The organism is Streptomyces sp. GbtcB6 (genome assembly GCF_019091475.1).
In the GTDB taxonomy this organism is placed as follows: Bacteria; Actinomycetota; Actinomycetes; order Streptomycetales; family Streptomycetaceae; genus Streptomyces; species Streptomyces hyaluromycini.
Genome location: NZ_JAGXJL010000008.1, coordinates 101,948 through 127,859, shown reverse-complemented (window position 1 = coordinate 127,859; position 25,912 = coordinate 101,948). Strand labels below are relative to the sequence as shown.

Below are 25,912 nucleotides of genomic sequence, written 5' to 3'. Positions count from 1 at the left end.
ACCCGTGTTCGAAGTGTGGCAGTCATATGACAGTGCCCTGAATGTGGCTGTCGGGGCTGCGGCCCCGCCGATACGCTGCGCGGACGTTCCGGAACTGGAGGTGCGGATGCGTCGCCCTGTCGCGCGGAAACTGACGGTCCTGGCGGTCTCGGCCGCGGTGGTGTCGGTGGGGGCGGCAGCGCCTCCCGCCTCCGGCGGTACCACCGCCGCGAAAACCCCGGTGGCCGTCGGCTACGGAGGCGCGGTCGCCAGCGTCGACGCGGACGCCACCGCCGCCGGTATCGAGGTGCTCCGCAAGGGCGGCAACGCGGTCGACGCGGCCGTCGCGACCGCCGCCGCGCTCGGCGTCACCGAGCCCTACTCCTCCGGTATCGGAGGCGGCGGCTACTTCGTCTACTACGACGCCAAGTCCCGTACCGTGCACACGATCGACGGCCGCGAAACCGCGCCGCTGACCGCCGACTCCAACCTGTTCGTGGAGAACGGCCGGCCGCTGGCCTTCGCGGACGCCGTGAGCAGCGGACTGAGCGTCGGCACGCCGGGGACGCCGGCCACCTGGCAGACGGCGCTCAGCCAGTGGGGTACGGAGCGGCTCGGTACCGTGCTGAAACCGGCCGAGCGGATAGCCGGCAACGGGTTCGTCGTCGACGACACCTTCCGGTCGCAGACCGCCGCGAACGAGACACGGTTCCGGTACTTCCCCGACACGGCGAAGCTGTTCCTGCCGGGCGGCCAACTGCCGGTGGTGGGCTCCACCTTCAAGAACCCCGAGCTGGCCCGGACCTACAAGGAGTTGGGGAAGAAGGGGGTCGGGCTCGTCTACAAGGGCGACCTCGGCAAGGACATCGTGTCGACGGTCAACAATCCGCCGGTGGATGCGAGTTCGGGGTGGAAGGCGAGAGCGGGCAAGCTGTCCGCGAAGGATCTGGCCGCCTACCGGGCCAAGTTGCAGGCGCCGACCGAGACGGGATACCGCGGCCTGAAGGTGTACTCGATCGCGCCGTCCTCGTCGGGTGGCACGACGGTCGGGGAAGCGCTCAACATCCTCGAGAACACCGACCTCTCCAAGGCCGGCGAGGTGCAGTACCTGCACCACTACATCGAGGCGAGCCGGATCTCCTTCGCCGACCGGGGGCGCTGGGTCGGCGACCCCGCGTTCGAGGACGTGCCGACGAAGGGGCTGCTGTCGCAGCGGTACGCCGACGAGCGGGCGAAGCTGATCAGCGACGACGCGGTGCTGACCAGCCCGGTCGCGCCCGGCGACCCGAACAACCCCGGGTCGACGGGCACGGCGGCGCCGACCACGTACGAGGGGGAGAACACGACGCACCTCACGGTCGCCGACAAGTGGGGGAACGTCGTCTCCTACACGCTGACCATCGAGCAGACCGGCGGCAGCGCGATCACCGTGCCGGGGCGCGGGTTCCTGCTCAACAACGAGCTGACCGACTTCTCGTTCGCCCCGGCGAACCCCGCGGTGCACGACCCGAACCTGCCCGGGCCCGGGAAGCGGCCGCGGTCCTCCATCTCGCCGACGATCGTGCTGGACAAGGCCAACAAGCCGGTGGTGGCCGTGGGTTCGCCTGGTGGCGCGACCATCATCACCACCGTGCTGCAGGTGCTGACCGAGTTCCTGGACCGGCATCTGCCGCTGGTGGACGCGATCGCCGCGCCTCGGGCGTCGCAGCGGAACGCGGCGAAGACCGAGTTGGAACCGGCGCTGTACAACGACGCTGACCTGCGAGGCAAGTTGGAGGCCATCGGGCACTCGTTCTCGTTGAATCCCGAGATCGGGGCGGCTACCGGTGTGCAGCGGCTGCCGGGCGGGAAGTGGCTGGCGGCGGCGGAGACGGTGCGGCGGGGTGGGGGATCGGCCCAGGTGGTGGATCCGGCTCCGTAGTTCGCATAGTGCGGGTGCGTGGGGGCTGGTCGCGCCCGCACTATGCGGAGCCGCACATTGATACAGCCCCGCGCCCCTGTCGGGGCGCCTAGCTGGTCCGGAACTCCAAGCGGCCGTCCCTCACATCCATCGTTACGTTGCTGCCTTCTGCGACCGTGCCGTTCAGCAGCAGCCTCGACAGCTGGTTGTCGACTTCCCGCTGGATGGTCCGCCGTAGCGGTCGCGCGCCGTACTCCGGCTGGTAGCCGTGTTCCGCCAGCCAGTTGACCGCCGCGTCCGTGAAGTCGGCCGTGATGCCCTGGGCGTGCAGCATGCGACGGGTGTGTTCCAGCAGGAGTTCGGTGATCTGGCGCAACTGTTCGCCGGTGAGCTGGCGGAAGACGACGATCTCGTCGATGCGGTTGAGGAACTCCGGGCGGAAGTGGTCCCGGAGCGGGCGCAGGACCCGTTCGCGGCGGGCCTCCTCCGTCGCCTCCTCGCCTCCGGGTCCGAAGCCGATGCCGGCGCCGCTCCTGGTGATCACGTCCGAGCCCAGGTTGCTGGTCATCACGATGACCGTGTTGGTGAAGTCCACCGTGCGGCCCTGGGAGTCGGTCAGGCGCCCGTCGTCCAGGACCTGGAGCAGGATGTTGAAGACGTCAGGGTGGGCCTTCTCCACCTCGTCCAGGAGGAGGAGGGAGTACGGGTGGCGACGGACGACCTCGGTGAGCTGGCCCGCCTCCTCGTGGCCGACGTAGCCGGGCGGGGCGCCCACCAGGCGGGAGACGGTGTGGCGCTCCTGGTACTCGCTCATGTCCAGGCGGACCATCCGCTCCTCGCTGCCGAACAGCACCTCGGCGAGCGCGCGGGCCAGTTCGGTCTTGCCGACGCCGGTCGGGCCGAGGAAGAGGAAACTGCCGATCGGGCGTTGGGGGCTCGCGAGACCGGCGCGGGAGCGCATGACCGCCTCGGAGACGGCGGCCACCGCCTCGTCCTGGCCGATGACCCGCTGGTGCAGATGCGCCTCCAGGCCCAGCAGCCGCTCCTTCTCCTCCTGGGTGAGGCTGCTGACCGGGATGCCGGTCAGCCGGGAGACCACCTCGGCGATCGCCTCGGCCGTCACCTCCAGGTTCAGCCCCTCGTCCGCCTCGTCCTCGCCGGAGAGTTCGGTGATGCGGGTCTTCAACTCGCCGATGCGGTCCCGGACCTGGGTGGCGCGTTCGTACTGCTCGTCGGCGACCGCCTGGTCCTTGTCCCGGGTGAGCTGCTCGATCTCGCGCTCCATGGTGCGTACGTCGGTGCCCTTGGTGCGGGCGCCGAGGCGGACCCGGGCGCCGGCCTGGTCGATCAGGTCGATCGCCTTGTCCGGCAGCCTGCGGTCGGTGAGATAGCGGTCCGAGAGCTCCACGGCGGCGACCAGCGCCTCGTCGGTGTAGCGGACCTGGTGGTGGGCCTCGTAGCGGTCGCGCAGGCCGCGCAGGATCTCGATGGTGTCCGGGACCGTCGGCTCGGGCACCAGGATCGGCTGGAAGCGGCGGGCCAGCGCCGCGTCCTTCTCGATCTTGCGGAACTCCTCAAGCGTGGTCGCGCCCACGATGTGCAGTTCGCCCCGGGCCAGCGCGGGCTTGAGGATGTTGGCCGCGTCCATCGCGCCGCCCTCGCCGCCACCCCCGGCGCCGACCACGGTGTGCAGCTCGTCGATGAAGACGATCAGCTGGTCGGAGTGCGAGCGGATCTCGCCCACGATGTTGTTGAGCCGCTCCTCGAAGTCGCCCCGGAAGCGGGTGCCCGCGACCACGGCCGGCAGGTCGAGGGCGATCACACGGCGGCAGGCGAGCCCGTCCGGCACGTCCGCGTCGGCGATCCGCTGGGCCAGGCCCTCCACGATCGCCGTCTTGCCGACACCGGCTTCACCGATCAGTACGGGGTTGTTCTTGCCGCGCCGGGAGAGCACCTCGATGGTCTGCTCGATCTCGTCGTCGCGGCCGATGACCGGGTCGATCCGGCCCTCCCCGGCCAGCTCGGTCAGATCGCGGCCGTACTTGTCGAGGGTCGGCGTGCTGCTGGTACGGCGCCGGGTGTCCGGCCCGGCGTGCGAGCGGTCGGTCTCCGTGGTGTCCGGCGGCAGACCGGCGGCGGCGTACCGGGCGGCGTTCAGGATGTGCCCGGCGGCCGAGTCGGGGTTGGCGGCGAGGGCGCCCAGGACGTGTTCGGGGCCGATGTAGCCGGCTCCGCCGGCCCGGGCCAGGTCGTGAGCGTCCAGCAGGGCCCGCTTCACGGCCGGGGTGAGGGACAGCGAGGTCGGCGGGGGCGCCTCGCCGGGCGGGTGCTGGATCGGGCCCGCGCGGCCGTCGATCTCCGTCGCCAGCGAGTCGGGATCGGCGCCGGACCTGCTCAGCAGGGAGCGGGTGGGCTCCGCCGTGAGCGCCGCGCGCAGCAGATGCTCGGTGTCGAGGTCCCGGCTGCCGTGTTCGGCGGCGTACTGGGCGGCGCCCTTGACCAGCTCCCTGGCCGGCTGGCTCAGCAGCCTGCCGATGTCGATCTGCCGGGGACCCTGGCGGGCTCCGCCGCCGCCGAAGAAGCGTGAGAGGAACTCCCCGAAGGGATCCTGTCCGTAGTCGCCCGGTCCGGGGTAGCCGCTGTTCATGAGCGTTCGTTCCGTTCCGGCGTCCCGGCGCCTTGAGGGACGCGCTCGCTGGTCGACGTGCCGGTCCACGCGGGTGCCCCTGGAGGGCCCGGTCACACCACCTTCGCACGCCCGCCGGAGGGGGGCACGTCCAGCCGTTCGGGCGGCGGGCCGACGGGCAGCCGTGTATTTCGCGGACCGTGGCCGCCCACCCGGCCGGAAAGAATTGACCGCCGGCACGGCGCCGGACGCGACAACGCGATAACGCGGTAATTCATGTCTTTCTCGTGGTGCGGACCGGCGAAGGCGGGCCCACCTTCGCCGGTCCGCACCACAGACGGCTTTATGTCACGTGATCAGCGGCCGTTGGTATTCGGCCGGGGCCGCCGCCGACCCTGGGGCGGAGGGGGCGGGGGCACCGGCTGCCGTCGCGTGGGCCGGGGGAACGGAACTCGCATGCGCACGTTTTCCATGAGAACTCCTTCGCTGATTGGGCGGCTTTTTCTCCGCCCGTCACGGATATGTATACGGGGGGACCGCCGTCGTTGTTCAGCGTTCTGGAGAATTCATTTGTGCGGCACCGGCCCGCATATTGCGATAAGAAATGCTCAGGAAAAACCTGTGTCAGTTCTTTGAATTCCTGGCCGTGAGAACCCGCGGTCCCGTCTCCGTGATGGCCACCGAGTGCTCCACGTGAGCGGCCCGGGAGCCGTCGTTCGTGCGCAGGGTCCAGCCGTCGGGAGCCTCGTGGTAGCCGTCCCGGCCGCTGCCGATCAGCATGGGTTCGATCGCGAGGGCCATGCCGTGCCGGAGCGGGAAGCCGCGCCCGGGCCGGCCCTCGTTCGGCACCTCCGGGTCCTCGTGCATACGGCGGCCGATGCCGTGCCCGCCGAAGCCCTGCGGGATGCCGTAGCCGGCCTCCCGGCACACCCGCCCGACCGCGTGCGCGATGTCGCCGGTGCGGTTGCCGACCACCGCCGCCGCGATGCCCGCCGCCAGTGCCCGCTCCGCCGTCTCGATCAGCCGTACGTCCGCCGCGCGCGGTTCGCCGACCGTGAAGCTGATCGCCGAGTCACCGGCCCAGCCGTCCAGTTCGGCGCCGCAGTCGATGGAGACCAGGTCGCCGTCGCACAGCCGGTAGCCGGACGGGATGCCGTGCACGATCGCGTCGTTCACGGACGCGCAGATGACGGCGGGGAACGGGGTGGGTGCGAACGAGGGCCGGTAGCCGAGGAAGGGGGAGGTGGCCCCGGCCTCGCGCAGCACCTCCCGTGCCACCTCGTCCAGTTCGAGGAGGGAGACGCCGATGCCGGCGGCCTCCCGGACGGCCGTCAGGGCCCGCCCGACGACCTGCCCCGCCGCGTACATGGCATCCAGCGATGTGTCTGTCTTCAGTTCCACCATGCCAATTAATATACCGGCTTTCTCGACCGGGTTGGAATACCGGGTTAGAATGACGGCATGGTGCGCACCCCTCTCACCCCGGAAGAACGCGAACGCGGCGAGCGGCTCGGGCGGTTGCTGCGCGAGGCGCGCGGCGGCCGGAGCATGACCGAGGTGGCCGCCGTGGCGGGCATCTCGGCCGAGACCCTCCGCAAGATCGAGACCGGGCGGGCGCCGACCCCCGCCTTCTTCACCGTCGCCGCGCTGGCCCGCGCGCTCGGCCTGTCGATGGATGACCTGGTGGAACGCTGCGCCCTGGTCGTCGCATGACGCGCATCGGTCAAGATCGGGCAATGAGGGCTCTGCGCCCCCGCTGAAAACTCCCCGTAGCAACCCCGTAACACAACTGGTGTTGCCTACGGAGCCGGAGTGTTCCGGTCTGGCGGGAGTCGAGCGATGACTGTGGATCAACTCCCCGGCCGGGTGCGGGAGTTCGCGAACTACCTGAACGGCCTGCTGGCGCGCCTGGACCAGGGCGGCGGCTGGTGCGCCGTCTTCTGGCAGCGCGACCCCGACGGTATGCAGGCCTGCCTCGGCGGGCGCGAGGTGCCGCCCTGGGACGTCGTGGAGGCACTGCTCCAGGACCTTGCGAACGTCTACGGCGCCGAGGCCGCCGCCCGCGAGGCCGAGCAGGCCCGGTCGCTGCACGCGGACGCGCTCGCCGTGTACGACGCCCGGCCGGGCGCCCGCGAGGATCTGAGCGACCGCCTCGACGTCATGCTCCGCGAACAGCGGTACGCCACCGAACGGCTGACCCAGCTCGGCCACGCCCTCGACTCCGCGCACTCCCGCGAGGAGGCCGAGGCCCTGAACATCGACCTCGCCTGGGCCCGCGACGACCACGAACGGGCGACCGCCCGGTGCGCCGAACTCCGGGCCCGGATCGACAGGCTGGAGCACCGGGCCGAACTCGCCGGCCGCCTGCGGGGCGCGCGGACGACGCAGCACGGAAGTGGTGGGGCACTGTTCCGCGCCGGCGGACCGGCGGGGGAGACCTCGGCGACGGCCGGGCCCTCCGCGCCCGGCCGCCTGAGCGGCACCACACCCGACGAGGGCGCGACGGCGTGGACCCAGGCCGTGGCCCCCGAGCCGGCCCCCACCTCTGCCCCCGACCCCGGCCTTGCCCCGGTTTCGGACCCCGCCCCGGCCAAACAGCGCAAGCGGCGGCGGGGCAGTGCCCGGTTCGCCGGCATGGCCGAGGACGAGGCCGTGCCCACCGTCGTACCGCAGACACCGGAGGTGTCCGCGCCCGCGGCCGCCACCGGCCGCCGTACCCCGCGCGGCGCCCGGTTCGCCGGGGCCACCGAGGTGCCGGTGCGGCCGGAGCCGGCGGCGGCCCAGCCCGACGAGGAGGCGCGGCAGGCCGTGGCGGCCGCCGTGGAGCAGCTCGTACGACTGCGGGCGGAGGGCCGCACCGGGGAGGCGCACGCGCTCCTGGCCGAGGTCGCGCACTGGACCGCCGCCCGGTTCCCGCTGCTCGCGGACGCCCTCCAGCGGTCCGGGCTCGGCGCCGACTGGGCCACGCTGCTGTGGGAGACGGCCTCGCTGCCGCCCGCCCGGCTCGTCGCGGCCGCCGACGCCCTGACCGCCGCGGGCCGGACCGACGACGGCCGGCAGATCCTGCGCCAGGGCGTCGCCCGCCCCGCCACGGAGATCGGCGAGGCCGTCCTCGCCCTGGACACGGAGGGCCGCCACCGCGAGGCCCGGGCCCTGCTGGACACCTACGTCCAGGTCCGCACCCCGGAGGAGGCGGCCCACAGCGCGGAACCGGATCCGGTACGCCTGGTGCCGCTGCTTCTTCGCTCGGCGCAGTCGTTCTCGGACCAATGCCACTGGGATGTGCTCCACGCCCTGCGAGTGGCGGGCCTCGCGGTTTGACATGCCTGGGCTGAAGCGCCCCGACAGGGGCGCTGGGGGTACCCCCGGCCGAAGGCTGGGGGAGGAACCGCGCGACCAGCCCCCACGCACCTCAAGTCGGGAACGGCCGCCAAGCTGAAACGGCGCTTCCGGGACGGCCCCCGCATCCGCCAGCCAGGTTAGAAACGTGATCGACTCGGCGGCTTAACGACGATGGTCTTGGCAAGGACTCGAAGGAGGCCTACTTTCGTCCCTCTACGGGCGTAGAAGCCTCTGACGACCCGCCGAAGGAGCAGCTCATGGCCAACGTCGTACGCGCCGCTCTGGTCCAGGCCACCTGGACCGGCGACACCGAGTCCATGGTGGCGAAACACGAGGTGTACGCCCGCGAGGCGGGCCGCCAAGGTGCGAAGATCATCGGATTTCAGGAAGTCTTCAACGCCCCCTACTTCTGCCAGGTCCAGGAACCCGAGCACTACCGCTGGGCCGAGCCGGTCCCGGACGGCCCCACCACCCGCCGTATGCAGGAACTCGCGCGCGAGACCGGCATGGTGATCGTCGTCCCGGTCTTCGAGGTCGAGCAGTCCGGCTTCTACTACAACACCGCCGCCGTGATCGACGCCGACGGCACCGTCCTCGGCAAGTACCGCAAGCACCACATCCCGCAGGTCAAGGGCTTCTGGGAGAAGTACTACTTCAAGCCCGGGAACGCCGGCTGGCCGGTCTTCGACACCGCCGTCGGCAGGATCGGCGTGTACATCTGCTACGACCGCCACTTCCCGGAGGGCTGGCGGCAACTCGGCCTCAACGGCGCCCAGTTGGTCTACAACCCGTCGGCCACCTCACGCGGCCTGTCGGCCTACCTCTGGCAGCTGGAGCAGCCGGCCGCCGCCGTCGCCAACGAGTACTTCGTCGCCGCCATCAACCGGGTGGGCCAGGAGGAGTACGGGGACAACGATTTCTACGGGACGAGCTATTTCGTCGATCCACGTGGGCAGTTCGTGGGGGAGGTCGCGAGCGACAAGGGCGAGGAACTCGTCGTCCGTGACCTCGACTTCGATCTGATCGACGAGGTGCGGCAGCAGTGGGCCTTCTACCGCGACCGCCGCCCCGACGCCTACGAAGGGCTGGTACAGCCGTGAACGACCTCTTCGCCCGCCACCGCCAGGTCCTGCCCGACTGGCTGGCTCTCTACTACGACGAGCCCCTCGAGATCACGCACGGCGAGGGACGGCACGTCTGGGACGCGGAGGGCAACCGCTACCTCGACTTCTTCGGCGGCATCCTCACCACGATGACCGCGCACGCGCTCCCCGAGGTCACGAAGGCGGTGACCGAGCAGGCCGGCCGGATCATCCACTCCTCCACGCTCTACCTCAACCGCCCCATGGTCGAACTAGCCGAGCGCATCGCCCAGTTGAGCGGCATCCCGGACGCCCGGGTCTTCTTCACCACCTCCGGCACCGAGGCCAACGACACGGCGCTGCTGCTGGCGACGACCTACCGGCGCACCAACACCATCCTGGCGATGCGCAACAGCTACCACGGCCGCTCCTTCAGCGCGGTCGGCATCACCGGCAACAAGGGCTGGTCCCCGACCTCCCTGTCTCCGCTCCAGACGCTGTACGTCCACGGCGGCGTCCGCACCCGCGGTCCGTTCGCCGAGCTGAACGACCGTGAGTTCATCGCGGCCTGCGTGGACGACCTGCGCGACCTCCTCGGCCACACCCGCCCGCCGGCCGCGCTGATCGCCGAGCCCATCCAGGGCGTCGGCGGCTTCACCTCCCCGCCCGACGGGCTGTACGCGGAGTTCCGCAAGGTCCTCCAGGAGCAGGGCATCCTCTGGATCGCCGACGAGGTGCAGACCGGCTGGGGCCGCACCGGCGAGCACTTCTGGGGCTGGCAGGCACACGGGCAGAGCGGGCCGCCGGACATCCTCACCTTCGCCAAGGGCATCGGCAACGGCATGTCCATCGGTGGCGTGGTGGCCCGCTCCGAGATCATGAACTGCCTGGACTCCAACAGCATCTCGACGTTCGGCGGCACCCAGATCACCATGGCCGCGGGCCTCGCCAACCTGTCGTACCTCCTGGAACACGACCTCCAGGGCAACGCCCGCCGCGTCGGCGGCCTCCTCATCGAACGCCTCCGCGCGGTCGCCGCGCAGCTGCCCGGCGTACGCGAGGTGCGCGGCCGCGGCCTGATGATCGGCGTCGAACTGGTCAAGCCCGGCACGGACGAGGCCGACCCCAAGTCAGCCTCGGCCGTCCTGGAAGCGGCCCGCGAGAGCGGCCTCCTGATCGGCAAGGGCGGCGGCCACAACACGAGCGCGCTGCGCATCGCACCGCCGCTGTCCTTGACGGTGGCGGAGGCGGAGGAGGGCGCGGCGATTCTTGAACAGGCGCTGCGGAGTGCCTACTAGGAGCTCCGCCGGAAGTGCCGCGACACGCCGTCTGTCGACTGCGGCGCCGTCGCGGCCGGTCGCGCAGTTCCCCGCGCCCCTAAAGGGGCGCCGTGCAGCCCCCTGCTTTTAGGGGCGCGGGGAACTGCGCGACCAGCCCCCACCGGCCCGCAGTTCTCATCGCACCGCACCCGACCAAGGGATCACGCAAGATGACCGCCACATGGGAGCCCACGCACACCACAGACCCCATACTGTCGGTCCGCCAGATCCTCGCCCTGGAAAGGGTCCTCGCCGGCGACCCCGAGGTGGTGGCCGCCGCCGCCCACCTCGACCGCCCCGTCCGCTGGGTGCACGTCGCCGAGGCCCCCGATGTCGGCGTCATGCTCACCGGCGGGGAAATGGTCCTCACCACCGGCGTCCTGCTCGCCGGCGACGAGCACAAGCAGGCCGAGTACATCCAGTCCCTGCACCGGTCCGAGGCCGCGGCCGTGGTCCTCGGCCTCGGCCGCGCCTTCCCCTCCCCGCCCGACGCCATGCGCCGCGCGGCGGACCGCTGCGGCCTCCCCCTGGTGGTCCTGCACCGCCCCTTCCCCTTCGCCGAACTGACCGAGGAGGTCCAGTCCCGCCTGGTCCGGCGGAAGTTCGCCGCCGTCAGCCTCTCCGAGTCGGTCCGCACCGCCCTCACCGGCCTCATCACGGCCGGCGCCCCCCTCCAGCGGCTCCTCGACGAAGTCGCCGTGCACAGCGGCTGCCCGGTCGTCGTCACCAACCTCGCGCACCGGGTCCTCGCCACCGCGGGGGAGCGCTCGGCGGTGGACGACGTGCTGCGTGACTGGGAGCGCATAGCGCGCCAGGCCGGTGGCGGCACCGGCGACGGCTGGACCCGCGCCGAACTGGGCGGCCGCGGCGAGCGCTGGGGCCAGATCATGCTCTGCGGCTACCGCGGCGACACCGCCACCGGCCGGCTGCTCGCCGACCGCGCAGCCGAGGCCCTCGTCCTGCACCGCATGCTCGGCGGCGGCTCCGCCCACACCTGGGAGGAGCAGTCCGCGCAGAGCCTGCTGACCGACCTGGTCTCCGGGGTCGTACCGGCACGGCAACTGCTGCCAAGGGCCCGGGCGGCCGGTCTCCCGGTCAACCGGCGGACCTTCGTCCCGCTCGTCGTACGGGATGCCGAACCGGCCCAGCTGGAGCGGATCCTGCGCCTGCTGGGCCTGCCCGGACTCGTCGCCGAACTCACCGAGCGCATCACCGCCGTGCTCCTCAGCCTCGCCCGCGACCAGGACGCCGACGCCCTCGCCGCACACTTCGCCGCCCGGCTGCACGGCGAGTCGGCGGGACCCCGGGCGGTGGTCGCCGCCGCGGGCGCCCGTACCGTCTGGGACGACGTGCCCGTCGGCCTGCGCGAGGCCCAGCACGTCGCCGACGCGGTCGCCGACACCACCGCCGCCCTCGACCTGCCGGCCGTCGTACGCCTCAAGGACGTCCACCTGCGCGGCCTGATCCGGCTGCTGCGCGACGACCCGCAGGTCCAGTCCTTCGCCGAGCGCGAGCTGGACGGACTGCTGTGCGGGACCGGCGGCGACCAGGACCTCCTTGGCGTCCTGCGGACCTACCTCGCCACCGGCCGCAACAAGTCCCGCACCGCCCAGCTCCACCACGTCTCCCGGCCCGCGCTGTACCGCCGCCTGGAGGCGATACAGACCCGGCTCGGCGTCGACCTCGACGACTTCGAGCAGGCGGCCTCCGTGCACATCGCACTCCTCGCGCACGACGCGCAACAGCATTGAAACCTGTGACGACCTGGGAAAACGGCGGTGAAACATGGGCCAACGACAGCGTGACACGGTGGCACGCCGGACGCCCGCAGACGTGACACGATGGCACTCAAAGCCCGCTTTCGGACTTTCTAGGCTCCTCGCACATCGAGCGACACACGCCCGAGCGACCGGAGGTCCCGATGAGCCGAGTGATTCGTGCCGCCCTCTTCCAGACCGCCTGGACCGGCGACAAGGAATCGATGATCCAGGTCCACGAGCAGGCGGCCCGCGACGCGGCCGCGCAGGGCGCCCAGGTCCTGTGCTTCCAGGAGCTGTTCTACGGACCCTACTTCTGCCAGGTCCAGGACAAGGCCTTCTACGAGTACGCCGAACAGGTCCCGGACGGCCCGATCGTCCAGCGCTTCCAGACCCTCGCCCGCGAACTGGGCCTGGTCCTGATCCTGCCGGTGTACGAGGAGGAGCAGCCCGGCGTCCTCTACAACACCGCCGCCGTGATCGACGCCGACGGCTCGTACCTCGGCAAGTACCGCAAGCACCACATCCCCCAGGTCCCGGGATTCTGGGAGAAGTTCTACTTCCGTCCGGGGAACGCCGGCTGGCCGATCTTCGAGACGGCCGTCGGGAAGATCGGCGTCTACATCTGCTACGACCGCCACTTCCCGGAGGGCTGGCGGGCGTTGGGCCTCGGCGGCGCCGAGATCGTCTTCAACCCGTCGGCCACCTCGCGCGGACTCTCCCGCTACCTCTGGCAGTTGGAGCAGCCGGCGGCGGCCGTGGCCAACGAGTACTTCGTCGGTGCCATCAACAGGGTCGGCGTGGAGGACCTGGGCGACAACGACTTCTACGGGACCTCCTACTTCGTGGACCCGGAGGCCCAGTTCGTCGGCGAGGTGGCCTCCGACAAGGAGACCGAACTCGTCGTCCGCGACCTGGACCTGGCCAAGCTGCGCGAGGTCCGCGACCGCTGGCAGTTCTTCCGGGACCGCCGCCCGGACGCGTACGCCCCACTGACGGCTCCCTGATCGCGCCCCATAGGGGCGCGGGGAACTGCGCGACCAGCCACCGTCGGACCCGCACGTGACCACGAACGAGAGGACCCCATGACCGGCCGGACAGTAATCCGTGGCGGACTCGTCATCACCGCGTCCGACGAGATCCACGCCGACGTCCTGATCGAGGACGGCCGCATCGCCGCTCTCGCGGCGACCGGCACCCCCGCCGCCGAGGCCTTCACCGCCGAGCGGACCATCGACGCCACCGGAAAGTACGTCATCCCGGGCGGTGTCGACGCCCACACCCACATGGAGCTGCCGTTCGGCGGCACCTTCGCCTCCGACACCTTCGAGACCGGCACCCGCGCCGCCGCCTGGGGCGGCACGACCACCATCGTCGACTTCGCCGTGCAGAGCGTCGGCCACAGCCTGCGCGAGGGCCTCGACACCTGGCACGCCAAGGCCGAGGGCAACTGCGCCATCGACTACGGCTTCCACATGATCGTCTCCGATGTGAACCAGGAGACGCTCAAGGAGATGGACCTGCTGGTCGAGGAGGGGGTGACCTCCTTCAAGCAGTTCATGGCCTACCCCGGCGTCTTCTACTCCGACGACGGCCAGATCCTGCGCGCCATGCAGCGCTCCGCCGAGAACGGCGGCCTGATCATGATGCACGCCGAGAACGGCATCGCCATCGACGTGCTGGTGGAGCAGGCGCTGGCGCGCGGGGAGACCGACCCCCGGTACCACGGGGAGGTCCGCAAGGCGCTCCTCGAAGCCGAGGCCACCCACCGGGCCATCAAGCTCGCCCAGGTGGCCGGCGCCCCCCTCTACGTTGTGCACGTCTCCGCGATGGAGGCGGTCGCCGAACTGGCCCGCGCCCGCGACGAAGGGCTCCCCGTCTTCGGCGAGACCTGCCCCCAGTACCTCTTCCTGTCCACCGACAACCTCGCCGAGCCCGACTTCGAGGGCTCGAAGTACGTGTGCAGCACACCCCTGCGCCCCAAGGAGCACCAGGCCAAGCTCTGGCAGGGCCTCAGGACCAACGACCTCCAGGTCGTCTCCACCGACCACTGCCCCTTCTGCTTCGTCGGCCAGAAGGAACTCGGCCGCGGCGACTTCTCGAAGATCCCCAACGGCCTGCCCGGCGTCGAGAACCGCATGGACCTGCTGCACCAGGCCGTCGTCGACGGGCACATCTCGCGCCGCCGCTGGATCGAGATCGCCTGCGCCACTCCGGCGCGGATGTTCGGCATGTACCCGAAGAAGGGCACCATCACCCCGGGTGCCGACGCAGACGTCGTCATCTACGACCCCCATGCAGAGCAGGTCGTCTCCGCCGAGACCCACCACATGAACGTCGACTACTCGGCGTACGAGGGCAAGCGCCTGACCGGCCGGGTCGAGACGGTCCTCTCGCGCGGCGAACCCGTCATCACCGAGCGGGAGTACACCGGACACGCCGGGCACGGCGTCTACACCCCGCGCTCCACCTGTCAGTACCTCAACTAGGAGAGGCGCCCATGGACTTCGGACTCGTCCTGCAGACCGACCCGCCGGCCTCCCGGGTCGTCAGCCTGATGAAACGGGCCGAACGCAACGGCTTCCGCTACGGCTGGACCTTCGACTCCGCCGTGCTCTGGCAGGAACCATTCGTGATCTACAGTCAGATCCTGGCCAACACCAGCAAGTTGACGGTCGGGCCGATGGTCACCAACCCGGGCACCCGCACCTGGGAGGTCACCGCCTCCACCTTCGCCACCCTCAACGACATGTTCGGCAACCGCACGGTCTGCGGCATCGGCCGCGGTGACTCCGCGATGCGGGTGGCCGGCCGCAAGCCCAACACCCTGGCCCGGATCAGCGAGGCCATGAAAGTCATCCGCGCCCTCGGCAGCGGCGGCGAGGCCGACCTCGGCGACGGCGCGGTGATCAGGTTCCCGTGGATCAAACCGGGCGCCCAACTCCCCGTCTGGATGGCCGCGTACGGCCCGAAGGCCCTGAAGATGACCGGTGAGGAGGCCGACGGCTTCATCCTCCAGCTCTCCGACCTCTACCTCACCGAGTACATGGTCAAGGCGGTCAAGGACGCGGCCGTCGCCGCCGGACGCGACCCGTCCGAGGTGACCATCTGCGTCGCCGCCCCGGCCTACGTCACCGAGGACGACTCGCCCGAGGCCCTCGCCCACGCCCGCGACCAGTGCCGCTGGTTCGGCGGCATGGTCGGCAACCACGTCGCCGACCTGGTCGCCAAGTACGGCGAGCACTCCGCCGCCGTACCCGACGAACTCACCGACTACATCAAGGCCCGCCAGGGGTACGACTACTCGCACCACGGTCGCAGCGGCAACCCCGACACCGAGTTCGTACCCGACGAGATCGTCGACCGTTTCTGCATCATCGGCTCGGCGGACAAGCACATCGAGAAGCTGAACGCCCTGCGTGAGCTGGGCGTCGACCAGTTCGCCGTCTACGACATGCACGACGCTCAGGAGGCCACCATCGACGCGTACGGGACGAAGGTCATCCCGGCCGTCAACGGCTAGCCCGCTCCTGACAGTTGGTCTCCCCCTTCCCGCCGTCCCGGGAAGGGGGTCAGGGCGCCGCCCCACACGCGTACCCCCCGCCCCGCCCGCCCGCACGGCCTTTCCCGTCCCACCTCACCCCGATTGGCCTGCCCATGACCGACACCGCTCCCTCAGCGATACCCATCTCCGGTCAAGTCTCCCTCCCCGACGGGCGCGTCGAGCTCACCCCGGGCTCCCCGCCGCCGAGCGGTCCGTACGCCAACGAGGACCTGCTGCCGGTCCCCGTCGAAAAGCGCACCTGGACCACGTACAACTTCTCCGCGCTCTGGGTCGGCATGGCCCACAACACGGCGTCCTGGACCCTGGCCTCCGGGCTGATCGCGGTCGGCATGGACTGGAAACAGGCCGTGTTCACCATCGCCCTCGCCAACCTGATCGTCCTCGTCCCGATGCTGCTCACCGGGCACGCCGGACCCAAGTACGGCATCCCCTTCCCGGTCTTCGCCCGTGCCTCCTTCGGCGTACGCGGCGCCAACCTCCCCGCTGTCGTACGGGCGTTGGTGGCCTGCGGCTGGTTCGGCATCCAGACCTGGATCGGCGGCGAGGCCATCTACTTCCTCGCCGGCAAGCTGATCGGCGACAGCTGGGCCAACGCCTCGCACATCGGCGGCTACGCCTGGACCATGTGGCTGTCGTTCGCGCTCTTCTGGGTGCTCCAGGTCGCGATCATCTACCGGGGCATGGACACCATCCGCCGCTTCGAGAACTGGGCCGCGCCCTTCGTGATCGTCGGCGCCGTGGTGATGCTGATCTGGATGAGCAACAAGGCCGGCGGCCTCGGCCCGCTCTTCGACCAGCCCTCCAAGCTCGGCTGGGGCGGCGGCTTCTGGAAGATCTTCTGGCCGTCCCTGATGGGCATGATCGGCTTCTGGTCGACGCTGTCGCTGAACATCCCCGACTTCACCCGGTACGGCAAGAGCCAGAAGGCGCAGACCTGGGGCCAGGCCCTCGGCCTGCCCACCACCATGACGCTCTTCGCCTTCCTCTCCGTCCTGGTGACCTCCGGCTCGCAGGCCGTCTACGGGCAGCCGATCTGGGACCCGGTGCAGCTGGCCGCCAAGACGGACAACGTGGTCGGCCTGCTCTACGCCCTGGTCACCGTCCTCGTCGCGACGCTCTCCGTGAACATCGCGGCCAACCTGGTCTCGCCCGCCTTCGACTTCTCCAACATCGCGCCCCGGAAGATCAGTTTCCGCACCGGCGCCCTGGCCACCTGCGTCCTGGGCGTGCTGATCTTCCCGTGGAAGCTGTACTCCGACCCGCAGGGCTACATCTTCACCTGGCTCGGCCTGGTCGGCGGTCTGCTCGGCACGGTCGCCGGCATCCTCATCGCCGACTACTGGATCCTGCGCCGCACCCGCCTCGACCTGACCGACCTGTACCGCACGGGCGGCCGTTACTGGTACGACGGCGGCTGGAACTGGCGGGCGGTCGTCGCCTTCCTCGCCGGCGGCATCCTCGCGATCGGCGGCGCCAGCTTCAAGCCGCTGATCGACGGCCGCCCCATCCCGGCCCTGTCCTCGCTCGCCGACTACGGCTGGGCGGTCGGCCTCGGCACGTCCCTGGCGCTGTACCTGGGGCTGACCCTGCTGGTGCGGCCCAAGGAGGCGTGAGCAGGAGGTGTGCGCACGAAGGGCGGCCGGTCCGGTTACTGGCTGCCCTTCAGCGCGGTCACCGCGCTCTTCGCCGCCTGGATGGCACCCTTGTTGATCACGTCGGTGCTGGGCGCCTTCTTGGACTCGAAGTCGCTGCCGTTGTAGGTGACGACCACCAGCGCGTTGGAGACCTGGGCCATCACCACGCCCTCGCGGGTCTGCTGCTTGTCCTCGGTGGTGAGGTTCACGACCGAGTAGCCGCTGTCCCCGAGCCCCGGCACCGCCCCGCCGCCGCTCTTCTCGGCGACCCGGTCCTTGTACTCCTTCGCGGCCGCCGCGTCCGTGTCCATGATCTCGAAGGAGACGTCGAGCCAGCGGTAGTCGTACCCCTTGAGCGCGTTCCAGGAGCAGGTGCGGCGCAGCTTGGTGTCCGTGGAGGGGATCTCCTTGCCGGCCGTCTTCGCGCCGGGCACCAGCGACTTGATGGTGGCCACGGGGATGCTGCCGCAGGGGGCGGGGGCGGCTGAGTACGCCTTGGTGGCCGCCGTCGAGGCGGAGGACGTCGACGGGGCGTCGCTCCCCGACTGGCCGGCCGTCTGCTGGGCCGAGGTGTCACCGGAGGTGCTGGTGGACGTCGTCGTGTCCGGGCCCGACGCCATCACCCAGCCCGCACAGGCGAGCACGGCGACCGGCGTGAGGCGCGCGGTGAGGGCGAGCGGCAGTGGAAGAGAACGCAAGTCGCACTTCTCGCTGGGGGACGGGGTGCGGAGGAGTCCGCACTGCGGACGGGACGCCAGTTTCACACGAGTCCCTGTGGGGCGGAAGTGGAATCCGTGCCTTGCCTGTGGGCCGGACGCGGCGCCCTGTTGACAGCGGCCGCGGCCCGTCCCCTACATCCGGAATGTCGCGCGTCCACGGTCCTTGTACATCCGGAATGTCGTGACTGCATCCGGCCTTCGAGGGTGACCGGGGTCACCGTCGCGCCGGTCCGGTGTCTCAGGCGCGCCGCGAGTTGCCGAACAGCAGCCGGTAGCCGATCAGCAGGACCAGGGAGCCGGCGATCGCGGCGCCCCAGGTGTAGAGGTCGAAGAAGTGGTTCTGCACCGGGCGGTCGAGGAAGCGGGAGGAGAGCCAGCCGCCCACGAAGGCGCCCGCGATGCCGATGAGGGTGGTGCCGATCAGGCCGCCCGGGTCGCGGCCGGGCAGCAGGACCTTGGCGATGGCTCCGGCGAGGAGACCCAGGACGATCCAGCCGATGATGCCCACGTTCGTTGTCCTCCAGTACGAGTGCCGCGTCTGCCGCGGTACGGGTGCCGCTCCGCTGAGTTGCGTTGTTGCGCAAGCTTATGAACGGCGGTGGCCGCCGGCCACGCCTGACGTCGAGCCGTCGATGATCTGTCACCCGCTCATGACAATGCGGGGAACGCGTGGAGGACATTGCGGGGAGGCCGTGCCGGGAGCGGTGACCGCACGCCTACACTGAGTGGGCGTCTGTGCGGAGGCTGTGATGGGAGGGAGCGGGCTGTGGGGGAGGACATCGGGGGCTTCACGGACCCCTCCGACGGGGTGCTGGCGGAGGCGGCCGCGGTGTTCGGGCTGCTCGCCTCGCCGGCCCGGCTGCACATCATGTGGGCGCTGTCCCAGGGCGAGAGCGACGTGACACGCCTCGCCGACCGGGTCGGCGGCGCCCTGCCGGCGGTCAGCCAGCACCTGGCCAAGCTCAAGCTGGCCGGTCTGGTGCGGTCCCGGCGGGAGGGCCGGCGGCAGGTCTACTACGTGGACGATCCGGACATCGTGACCGTGGTGCGGGTGGCCGTCGGGCAGTTGACCGCGCGCTCCCACCAGGCCCCGGCGCCGGTGCGGCGGTTGTACGAGGCCGGCGTCTGACCGCGCGGACACGCAGCGGTGCGCGAGGGCCGACGGTGCGTGTGTCCCGGAGGTTTCATGAGATCCCTCACCTGTGAATTCGGGTGGGGTCTGTGCTGTCGGGGCTATGGGTTTGTTAGATTGCGCAATCACGCAACCCAAGAGGGCCCACCTCGCGGCGGCCCGTATCCCGCCGCGTACGCCCGACCGTACCCGCAGACGGACCCGACCGTTCATGGGAGTGGAAGATGACCGACCCGTGGGACGGCCCGGGAGGCCAGGCCACGCGCAACCGCACCGACCGGGTGCCCGGACAGCGTGGAGCCCTGCCCGACGGGACGCGGCCGACCGGCGGCCGGGCCGCCGCCCGGCAGGCGGCCAAGACCCGCGGCGGCAGCCGGTCCCGGCGGGCCAAGCCGGCGGGCCGCAGCAGGCGGGTCCTGAAGATCCTCGGCCTGGTCACGGCCGTCCTGGTGCTGGTCACGGCCGGCGCGGGCTGGTGGTTCTACCAGCACCTCAACGGCAACATCAACAGCGTGTCGCTCGACGGCAAGGGCGGCACCGAGAAGGCCGACGCCTTCGGCCGGACCCCGATCAACATCCTGGTGATCGGCTCGGACGCCCGTACCAGCACGACCGACTGCAAGCTCGGCGGCGGCTGCAAGGAGACCGGGGTACAGAGCGGCAACGGCAACGCGGACGTCGAGATGGTCGTCCACATATCCGCCGACCGCTCCAACGCCACGGTCATGAGCATCCCGCGTGACACCATGGTCGACGTCCCGGCCTGCAAGGACACCGAGGACAAGACCTCCACGTCGGGCTACTACGGCCAGGTCAACAGCGCCCTCCAGTACGGCCCCGCCTGCCAGGTCGACACCATCCACCAGCTCACCGGCATCCCCATCGACCACTTCGTCAAGCTGGACTTCTCCGGCGTGGTCAAGATGTCCGACGCGGTCGGCGGTGTCTCCGTGTGCGTCAACTCCAACGTGTACGACACCTACTCGCACCTGAAGCTGTCCAAGGGCACCCACACCCTCAAGGGCGAGGCCGCGCTGGAGTTCGTCCGCTCCCGGCACGGTTTCGGCGACGGCAGCGACCTCGGCCGTACCGTCTCCCAGCACATCTTCCTCAGCGCGATGATCCGCAAGTTCAAGAGCGCGGGCACGCTCACCGACCCCACCGCCGTATACAGCCTGGCGGACGCGGCCACCAAGGCGCTCACCGTGGACGACGGCCTGGACAGCGTCAAGAAGCTGATCTCGCTCGCGGCCGACGTGAACAAGGTCCCCACCAAGCGGATGACGTTCACCACCATGCAGACCGCGCCCGACCCGAACAACAGCAACCGCGTGGTGGTCGGCGAGGGTGCCAAGGACCTGTTCGCCACCATGGCCAACGACCAGTCGCTGACCACCAGTTCGGGCAAGAAGTCGTCGGCCGCCTCGGCGACCGCCAGCGCGAAGCCGACGCCCACCGCGACCGTCCCCGCGTCCCAGATCGCCGTGACCGTCGAGAACGGCACCGACATCACGGGCCGCGCCTCCGCCATCGCGAACTCCCTGATCTCGCAGGGCTTCAGCACCGGCACGAGCACGGCCAACGCCCCGAACTCCGCGACCACGACCACCCTGACCTACGGCAGCGGCGACAAGGCGGAGGCGCAGACCGTCGCCAAGGCCCTGGACCTGCCCAGCTCGCACCTCAAGTCGGGCAGCGGCACCGGCGTCACCCTGGTGATCGGCAGCGACTGGTCGACCGGCACCTCCTACCCGGCGAGCGCCGGCGACACCAAGGCGGCCGTCGCCAACGCCAACGCCTCGACCGCCAGCGACTCCAAGACCTGCGCCAAGGTCAGCCCCTACAAGACGGTCAGCCTCAACGGCGTCGCGATGACACCGGCCCAGGCGTACGCGGCGGCGACCAGCAAGCCCGACTCGGACAAGTGACGGGGCGGAGGCGAGCCCCGGGACGGGGTTCGCCTCGCCACGGCCGTGAAAGCATGTAACCGCCAGACACCTGGCCCGGCCGTGCGCACAGCGAGGTGACAGATGCAGTTCACCACCCGTCCCACCCTCCAGGGCACCTTCGGCATGGTGTCGTCCACGCACTGGCTGGCCTCCCAGTCGGCGATGGCCGTCCTGGAGAACGGCGGCAACGCGTACGACGCGGCCGTCGCCGGCGCCTTCGTCCTGCACGTGGTCGAGCCGCACCTCAACGGGCCGGCCGGCGAGGTGCCGATCCTGCTCGCCCCGGCCGGCGGCGAGGTGCGGGTGCTGTGCGGACAGGGTGTGGCCCCGGCCGGCGCCACCGTCGCCCATTACCGGGGGCTCGGCCTGGACCTCGTCCCCGGCACCGGCCCGCTGGCCGCGGCCGTCCCCGGCGCCTTCGACGCCTGGCTGCTCCTGCTGCGCGACCACGGCACCAAGCCGCTGGACGAGATCCTGGCGTACGCCGTCGGATACGCCGAGCACGGGCACCCGCCCGTGGAGAACGTGGGCGCGACGGTGGAGAGCGTCCGCAAGCTGTTCGAGACCGAGTGGACGTCCTCGGCCGAGCTCTACCTGCCCGGCGGCCGGGCGCCCCGCCCCGGCGAGCTCTTCCGCAACCCCGCCCTCGCCGCCACCTGGCAACGGCTGCTCGCCGAGACCGCGGGCGCCGGGGACCGGGAGGCCCGCATCGACGCGGCCCGCGAGGTGTGGCGCACCGGCTTCATCGCCGAGGCGCTGGTAAGGCAGGCCGCCCGCCCCACCCTGGACACCAGCGGCGCACGGCACACCGGCACCCTCACCGCCGCCGACCTGGCCGGCTGGTCCGCGAGCTACGAGAGCCCGGTCTCGTACGACTGGAACGGCTGGACCGTGTGCAAGGCGGGCCCCTGGAGCCAGGGCCCGGCCCTGCTCCAGCAGCTCGCCCTGCTGCCGCAGGAACTGCCCGCCTACGGGTCGGCCGACTACGTCCACCTCCTGGTCGAGGGCTGCAAGCTCGCCATGGCCGACCGCGAGGCCTGGTACGGGGACGCGGCCGAGGTGCCGCTGGCGGACCTGCTCTCGGAGACGTACAACGCCGGGCGGCGGGACCTGATCGGCGCCAAGGCCTCCGACGAGCTGCGGCCGGGCGGCCCCGGCGGGCGCGTGCCCCGGCTGCCCGGGTACGCGCGCGTGGCGGCCGGGAAGAGCGGCGCCTTCGACCCGATGGGCGCCGGTGAGCCGACCGTCGCACAGGTCGCCGCCGACGGCAGCACCCGGGGCGACACCTGCCACCTGGACGTCGTCGACCGATGGGGCAACATGGTCGCGGCCACGCCGAGCGGCGGCTGGCTCCAGTCCAACCCCGTCGTCCCCGAACTGGGCTTCCCGCTGGGCACCCGGCTCCAGATGGCCTGGCTGGAGGAGGGCCTGCCCAACTCCCTCACGCCCGGGCGGCGCCCCCGCACCACCCTCACCCCGTCGATCGCCCTGCGCGACGGCGTCCCGGTGCTGGCCTTCGGCACGCCCGGCGGCGACCAGCAGGACCAGTGGCAGCTGCACTTCTTCCTCGCCGTCGCGCTGCGCGGCGAGGTCCGCGGCGGCCTCGACCTCCAGGGCGCGATCGACGCCCCGAACTGGCACAACGACAGCTTCCCCAGCTCCTTCCACCCGCGCGGCCGCCGCCCCGGGAGCCTGACCGTCGAGTCGCGCACGGACCCGGAGACCGTGGCGGAGCTGCGGCGGCGCGGCCACGACGTGACGGTCGGGCCGGGCTGGTCGGAGGGGCGGCTGTGCGCGGTGGCGCGGGACCCGGAGACGGGGGTGCTGTCGGCGGCGGCCAACCCGCGCGGGATGCAGGGCTATGCGGTGGGACGCTGACGCCGGCGCGCTGACCTGCAACGTCCGTCGACGGCCCGCTGAGCGCCGGCACCGCCTGTTCGTCCGCATTCCATGCGGCGTACATCCAACCCGTGGGGATTATTGTCAGCGGCGCGTGCTCTCATGGAGGCATGATCGAAGCAACGGAGACCATCGACGAGTTTCTCCTCCAGCACGCCGGTGACGTCGAGGACGCCGTCCGCAAGGCCGCCCGGACCGAGATCCTGCCCCGCTGGCGCCGGCTCGCCGACCACGAGGTCGACCAGAAGAGCGGCCCGCACGACCTGGTGACGGACGCCGACCGGCTCGCCGAGCGGTATCTCACCGCGGAGCTCGGGGCCCTCCTGCCCGGCTCCGTCGTGGTCGGCGAGGAGGCGGTGCACGCCGACCCGGAGACGTACGACGCGCTCCAGGGCGACGCGCCGGTGTGGATCGTCGACCCGGTCGACGGCACCCGCCAGTTCGTGCGCGGCGAGGACGGCTTCTGCACGCTGGTGGCGCTCGCCCACCGGGGCGTCCTGCTCGCCTCCTGGACCTACGCCCCGGCCCGCGAGCAACTCGCCACCGCGGTAAGGGGGAAGGGTGCCTTCCTCGACGGTGAGCGGCTGCTCGCCGGTGCGCCCGAGGCGGGCCGTGACCTCCGCATAGCCACCTCCCACCCGGACTACACGACCGACGCGCAGAAGCGCGCGCTGTTCCCGCTGTGGACCGACGGTGTCGCCCCGCGTGCCTGCGGTTCGGCGGGCCTGGAGTATCTCGCCGTCGCCCGGGGCGAGTTGGACGCCACCGCGTTCTCCTGGGAGGCGGCCTGGGACCATGCGGCCGGGCTGCTGCTGGTCGAGGAGGCGGGCGGCGCCCACCTCACACTGGCCGGCGAGCCGTTCCGGATCACGGGCGACAACGCCCTGCCGTTCACCGCGGCCCGGGACGCCGCCACCGCCCACCGGATCGTGGACCTGCTGCTGAACCCGCACTGGTAACCCGAGCGAGGGGAGTGTCGGTCCCCCGGCATATCCTGAAGCCGAGTGGCCATCGGCTGACGAAGGGGTCCCAAGGTGCCGTCGATGCTCGATGCGGTCGTGGTGGGGGCGGGGCCGAACGGCCTGACGGCCGCCGTGGAGCTGGCCCGGCGCGGCTTCTCCGTGGCGCTCTTCGAGGCACGGGACACCGTGGGCGGCGGCGCCCGCACCGAGGAGCTCACGCTCCCCGGCTTCCGGCACGACCCGTGCTCGGCGGCCCACCCGCTCGGCATCAACTCGCCGGCGTTCCGCGCCCTGCCCCTGGAGCGGTACGGCCTGGAGTGGCTGCACGCGGACCTGCCGATGGCGCACCCGTTCCCCGACGGCCGGGCGGCCGTGCTGGCCCGCTCCGTCGCCGAGACCGCGGCCTCCTTCGGACCGCGTGACGCCGGCACCTACCGCAGGCTGGTGGAGCCGTTCCTGCCCAAGTGGGACACCCTGGCCCGGGACTTCATGTCCCTGCCGCTGACCGCGCTGCCGCGCGACCCGGTCACCCTCGCCCGGTTCGGCCTGGCCGGGCTGCCGCCCGCCACCCTGCTGCTGCGCCGCTTCCGCGACGAGCGGGCCCGCACCCTCTTCGCCGGTCTCGTCGCCCACGTCATGGCCCCGCTCAGCGGCTTCGCCACCGGCGCCGTCGGCCTGGTCTTCGCGCTGGCCGCGCACGCCCGCGGCTGGCCGGTGGCGCGGGGCGGCTCCCAGGCCATCTCCGACGCCCTCGCCGCGTATCTCACGGATCTCGGCGGCGCGATCCACACCGACTACGAGGTCAAGCGCCTCGACGACCTGCCGCCCGCACGGTCGTACATCTTCGACACCTCGCCCACCGCTCTGGCCCGCATCGCCGGCTTCGGCACCTACTACCAGGGCTACCGCTACGGCCCGGGCGTCTTCAAGATCGACTACGCGCTGGACGGGCCCGTCCCCTGGACGGCGCCGGAGGCCCGCCGCGCCGGGACCGTGCAGATCGGCGCGGACAGCGCGGAGATCGGCACCGCCCTGCGCGCCGCCTCCCGCGAGGGCCGCGCCCCCGACCGGCCGTTCATGATCACGGTGCAGCCGAGTGTCGTGGACCCGGGCCGCGCCCCCGAGGGCAAGCAGGTCTTCTGGGCGTACGCCCATGTGCCCAGCGGCTGGACCGGCGACCTCACCGAGGTGATGGAGCGTCAACTGGAGCGCTTCGCCCCGGGATTCCGCGACCGCGTGCTGGCCCGCGCCACCGCGGGACCCGCCGAACTCGCCGCCCGCAACGCCAACTACGTAGGCGGCGACATCGGCACCGGAGCCGTCTCCGGCCTGCAGATCATGCTGCGCCCCAAGCTGTCCCTGTTCCCGTACAGCACCCCGCACCCGGCCGTCTTCATCTGCTCGTCCGCCACCCCGCCGGGACCGGGCGTGCACGGCATGTCGGGGCACAACGCGGCGAAGGCCGTGTGGAGGAGGTTGCGACAGTCATGACCCGTATCACCCTCGTCCAGGGCGACATCACCCGGCAGAGCGTCGACGCCATCGTCAACGCGGCCAACTCCTCCCTGCTCGGAGGCGGAGGCGTCGACGGCGCGATCCACCGCCGCGGCGGCCCCGCGATCCTCGCGGACTGCCGCAAGCTGCGCGCCTCCCACTACGGCAAGGGCCTGCCCACCGGACAGGCCGTCGCCACCACAGCCGGCGACCTCGACGCCCAGTGGGTCATCCACACCGTCGGCCCCGTTCACTCCCAGAGCCTGGACCGCTCCGAGCTGCTGGCCTCCTGCTACCGCGAGTCCCTCAAGCGTGCCGACGAACTCGGCGCCCGCACGGTGGCGTTCCCCGCCGTCTCCACCGGGATCTACGGCTGGCCGATGGACGACGGCGCCCGGATCGCCGTCGAGACGGTCCGGGACGCGGACACGGCCGTCGAGGAGGTGCGGTTCGTGCTCTTCGACGAGCGGGCCTACGAGGCGTTCGCCCGGCAGCTGCCCTGACGGCACGGCACAGGGTGCCGCCGCACCGCCCGCCCCGCACCCTGGACGGC

Annotated in this window: 20 protein-coding genes; 16 read left to right on the top strand and 4 right to left on the bottom strand. The window is 71.4% G+C overall.

Annotated features, from left to right (window positions below; all coding sequences use genetic code 11):
- Positions 1–106 precede the first annotated feature (106 nt).
- A complete protein-coding gene (ggt, locus tag KVT45_RS15910; RefSeq protein WP_217547952.1) occupies positions 107–1,900 on the top strand; it encodes a gamma-glutamyltransferase in 1,794 nt (597 codons plus the stop codon).
- Positions 1,901–1,988: 88 nt separating this feature from the next.
- Here the strand turns inward: ggt and KVT45_RS15905 are convergent, their stop codons facing one another.
- Together KVT45_RS15905 and map are read right to left on the bottom strand one after the other, a co-directional pair.
- Positions 1,989–4,526, bottom strand: coding sequence for an ATP-dependent Clp protease ATP-binding subunit (locus KVT45_RS15905; protein ID WP_217547950.1), 2,538 nt, complete (start codon positions 4,524–4,526; stop codon positions 1,989–1,991).
- Between the two features lie 603 nt (positions 4,527–5,129).
- Positions 5,130–5,909: a type I methionyl aminopeptidase gene (gene map, locus KVT45_RS15900; protein ID WP_217547948.1), complete on the bottom strand. Its 780-nt coding sequence runs from the start codon at positions 5,907–5,909 to the stop codon at positions 5,130–5,132.
- 57 nt (positions 5,910–5,966) lie between these two features.
- Here map and KVT45_RS15895 point away from each other — a divergent pair, with 57 nt between their 5' ends.
- From KVT45_RS15895 to KVT45_RS15855, 9 genes are all read left to right on the top strand, one after another.
- A complete protein-coding gene (locus KVT45_RS15895; protein WP_217547946.1) occupies positions 5,967–6,218 on the top strand; it encodes a helix-turn-helix domain-containing protein in 252 nt (83 codons plus the stop codon).
- Between the two features lie 126 nt (positions 6,219–6,344).
- Positions 6,345–7,826 (top strand): hypothetical protein, encoded by a 1,482-nt coding sequence (locus KVT45_RS15890; protein ID WP_217547944.1) that lies wholly within the window; start codon positions 6,345–6,347, stop codon positions 7,824–7,826.
- Positions 7,827–8,104: 278 nt separating this feature from the next.
- The gene (locus tag KVT45_RS15885; protein ID WP_217547942.1) at positions 8,105–8,947 is read left to right on the top strand and encodes a nitrilase-related carbon-nitrogen hydrolase; all 843 of its coding nucleotides are present in this window, start codon (positions 8,105–8,107) and stop codon (positions 8,945–8,947) included.
- A complete protein-coding gene (locus KVT45_RS15880) occupies positions 8,944–10,227 on the top strand; it encodes an aspartate aminotransferase family protein (RefSeq protein ID WP_217547941.1) in 1,284 nt (427 codons plus the stop codon). Before KVT45_RS15885 ends, KVT45_RS15880 begins: the two co-directional genes overlap by 4 nt.
- A 191-nt stretch (positions 10,228–10,418) precedes the next feature.
- Positions 10,419–11,999 (top strand): PucR family transcriptional regulator, encoded by a 1,581-nt coding sequence (locus KVT45_RS15875; RefSeq protein ID WP_217547939.1) that lies wholly within the window; start codon positions 10,419–10,421, stop codon positions 11,997–11,999.
- Between the two features lie 170 nt (positions 12,000–12,169).
- Complete coding sequence (locus tag KVT45_RS15870; RefSeq protein WP_217547938.1) at positions 12,170–13,012, top strand: nitrilase-related carbon-nitrogen hydrolase; 843 nt, start codon at positions 12,170–12,172, stop codon at positions 13,010–13,012.
- A 78-nt stretch (positions 13,013–13,090) separates the two neighbouring features.
- Positions 13,091–14,494, top strand: a complete 1,404-nt coding sequence (hydA, locus tag KVT45_RS15865) for a dihydropyrimidinase (RefSeq protein WP_089107723.1) — start codon at positions 13,091–13,093, stop codon at positions 14,492–14,494.
- Positions 14,495–14,505: 11 nt separating this feature from the next.
- Positions 14,506–15,528 (top strand): TIGR03842 family LLM class F420-dependent oxidoreductase, encoded by a 1,023-nt coding sequence (locus KVT45_RS15860; protein WP_217547936.1) that lies wholly within the window; start codon positions 14,506–14,508, stop codon positions 15,526–15,528.
- 134 nt (positions 15,529–15,662) lie between these two features.
- Entirely contained in the window at positions 15,663–17,183 is a 1,521-nt protein-coding gene (locus KVT45_RS15855; protein WP_217547934.1) for an NCS1 family nucleobase:cation symporter-1, read from the top strand.
- Positions 17,184–17,218: 35 nt separating this feature from the next.
- Here KVT45_RS15855 and KVT45_RS15850 read toward each other — a convergent pair whose 3' ends face one another.
- Complete coding sequence (locus KVT45_RS15850) at positions 17,219–17,902, bottom strand: hypothetical protein (protein WP_217547932.1); 684 nt, start codon at positions 17,900–17,902, stop codon at positions 17,219–17,221.
- Positions 17,903–18,161: 259 nt separating this feature from the next.
- Positions 18,162–18,431, bottom strand: coding sequence for a GlsB/YeaQ/YmgE family stress response membrane protein (locus KVT45_RS15845; RefSeq protein WP_089107720.1), 270 nt, complete (start codon positions 18,429–18,431; stop codon positions 18,162–18,164).
- Positions 18,432–18,689: 258 nt separating this feature from the next.
- Here KVT45_RS15845 and KVT45_RS15840 point away from each other — a divergent pair, with 258 nt between their 5' ends.
- The 6 genes from KVT45_RS15840 to KVT45_RS15815 all read left to right on the top strand — a co-directional run bounded on the left by KVT45_RS15840 (position 18,690) and on the right by KVT45_RS15815 (position 25,862).
- Complete coding sequence (locus KVT45_RS15840) at positions 18,690–19,052, top strand: metalloregulator ArsR/SmtB family transcription factor (protein WP_217547931.1); 363 nt, start codon at positions 18,690–18,692, stop codon at positions 19,050–19,052.
- A gap of 227 nt (positions 19,053–19,279) precedes the next feature.
- On the top strand, positions 19,280–20,983 hold the full coding sequence (locus tag KVT45_RS15835) for an LCP family protein (RefSeq protein WP_254646850.1): 1,704 nt from the start codon (positions 19,280–19,282) through the stop codon (positions 20,981–20,983).
- 102 nt (positions 20,984–21,085) lie between these two features.
- Positions 21,086–22,882 carry a gamma-glutamyltransferase family protein gene (locus KVT45_RS15830; RefSeq protein WP_217547929.1) on the top strand — a complete coding sequence of 599 codons (1,797 nt, stop codon included), beginning with the start codon at positions 21,086–21,088 and terminating at the stop codon, positions 22,880–22,882.
- A gap of 131 nt (positions 22,883–23,013) precedes the next feature.
- Positions 23,014–23,862 carry an inositol monophosphatase family protein gene (locus tag KVT45_RS15825; RefSeq protein WP_217547928.1) on the top strand — a complete coding sequence of 283 codons (849 nt, stop codon included), beginning with the start codon at positions 23,014–23,016 and terminating at the stop codon, positions 23,860–23,862.
- 84 nt (positions 23,863–23,946) lie between these two features.
- A complete protein-coding gene (locus tag KVT45_RS15820; RefSeq protein WP_217547926.1) occupies positions 23,947–25,356 on the top strand; it encodes an NAD(P)/FAD-dependent oxidoreductase in 1,410 nt (469 codons plus the stop codon).
- Positions 25,353–25,862: an O-acetyl-ADP-ribose deacetylase gene (locus tag KVT45_RS15815; protein WP_217547924.1), complete on the top strand. Its 510-nt coding sequence runs from the start codon at positions 25,353–25,355 to the stop codon at positions 25,860–25,862. The genes KVT45_RS15820 and KVT45_RS15815 overlap by 4 nt, the downstream gene beginning before the upstream one ends.
- The last annotated feature ends 50 nt before the right edge of the window (positions 25,863–25,912 follow it).

What these genes read in the sequence shown, in the direction of transcription:
- KVT45_RS15885 (WP_217547942.1), top strand. Translation starts at nt 8,105, where the DNA reads ATGGCCAACGTCGTACGCGCCGCTCTGGTCCAGGCCACCTGGACCGGC.
- KVT45_RS15860 (WP_217547936.1), top strand. Translation starts at nt 14,506, where the DNA reads ATGGACTTCGGACTCGTCCTGCAGACCGACCCGCCGGCCTCCCGGGTC.
- KVT45_RS15820 (WP_217547926.1), top strand. Translation starts at nt 23,947, where the DNA reads ATGCTCGATGCGGTCGTGGTGGGGGCGGGGCCGAACGGCCTGACGGCC.
- KVT45_RS15830 (WP_217547929.1), top strand. Translation starts at nt 21,086, where the DNA reads ATGCAGTTCACCACCCGTCCCACCCTCCAGGGCACCTTCGGCATGGTG.
- hydA (WP_089107723.1), top strand. Translation starts at nt 13,091, where the DNA reads ATGACCGGCCGGACAGTAATCCGTGGCGGACTCGTCATCACCGCGTCC.
- KVT45_RS15890 (WP_217547944.1), top strand. Translation starts at nt 6,345, where the DNA reads ATGACTGTGGATCAACTCCCCGGCCGGGTGCGGGAGTTCGCGAACTAC.
- KVT45_RS15895 (WP_217547946.1), top strand. Translation starts at nt 5,967, where the DNA reads ATGGTGCGCACCCCTCTCACCCCGGAAGAACGCGAACGCGGCGAGCGG.
- ggt (WP_217547952.1), top strand. Translation starts at nt 107, where the DNA reads ATGCGTCGCCCTGTCGCGCGGAAACTGACGGTCCTGGCGGTCTCGGCC.
- KVT45_RS15855 (WP_217547934.1), top strand. Translation starts at nt 15,663, where the DNA reads ATGACCGACACCGCTCCCTCAGCGATACCCATCTCCGGTCAAGTCTCC.
- KVT45_RS15870 (WP_217547938.1), top strand. Translation starts at nt 12,170, where the DNA reads ATGAGCCGAGTGATTCGTGCCGCCCTCTTCCAGACCGCCTGGACCGGC.
- KVT45_RS15905 (WP_217547950.1), bottom strand. Translation starts at nt 4,526, where the DNA reads ATGAACAGCGGCTACCCCGGACCGGGCGACTACGGACAGGATCCCTTC.
- map (WP_217547948.1), bottom strand. Translation starts at nt 5,909, where the DNA reads ATGGTGGAACTGAAGACAGACACATCGCTGGATGCCATGTACGCGGCG.
- KVT45_RS15835 (WP_254646850.1), top strand. Translation starts at nt 19,280, where the DNA reads ATGACCGACCCGTGGGACGGCCCGGGAGGCCAGGCCACGCGCAACCGC.
- KVT45_RS15825 (WP_217547928.1), top strand. Translation starts at nt 23,014, where the DNA reads ATGATCGAAGCAACGGAGACCATCGACGAGTTTCTCCTCCAGCACGCC.
- KVT45_RS15875 (WP_217547939.1), top strand. Translation starts at nt 10,419, where the DNA reads ATGACCGCCACATGGGAGCCCACGCACACCACAGACCCCATACTGTCG.
- KVT45_RS15815 (WP_217547924.1), top strand. Translation starts at nt 25,353, where the DNA reads ATGACCCGTATCACCCTCGTCCAGGGCGACATCACCCGGCAGAGCGTC.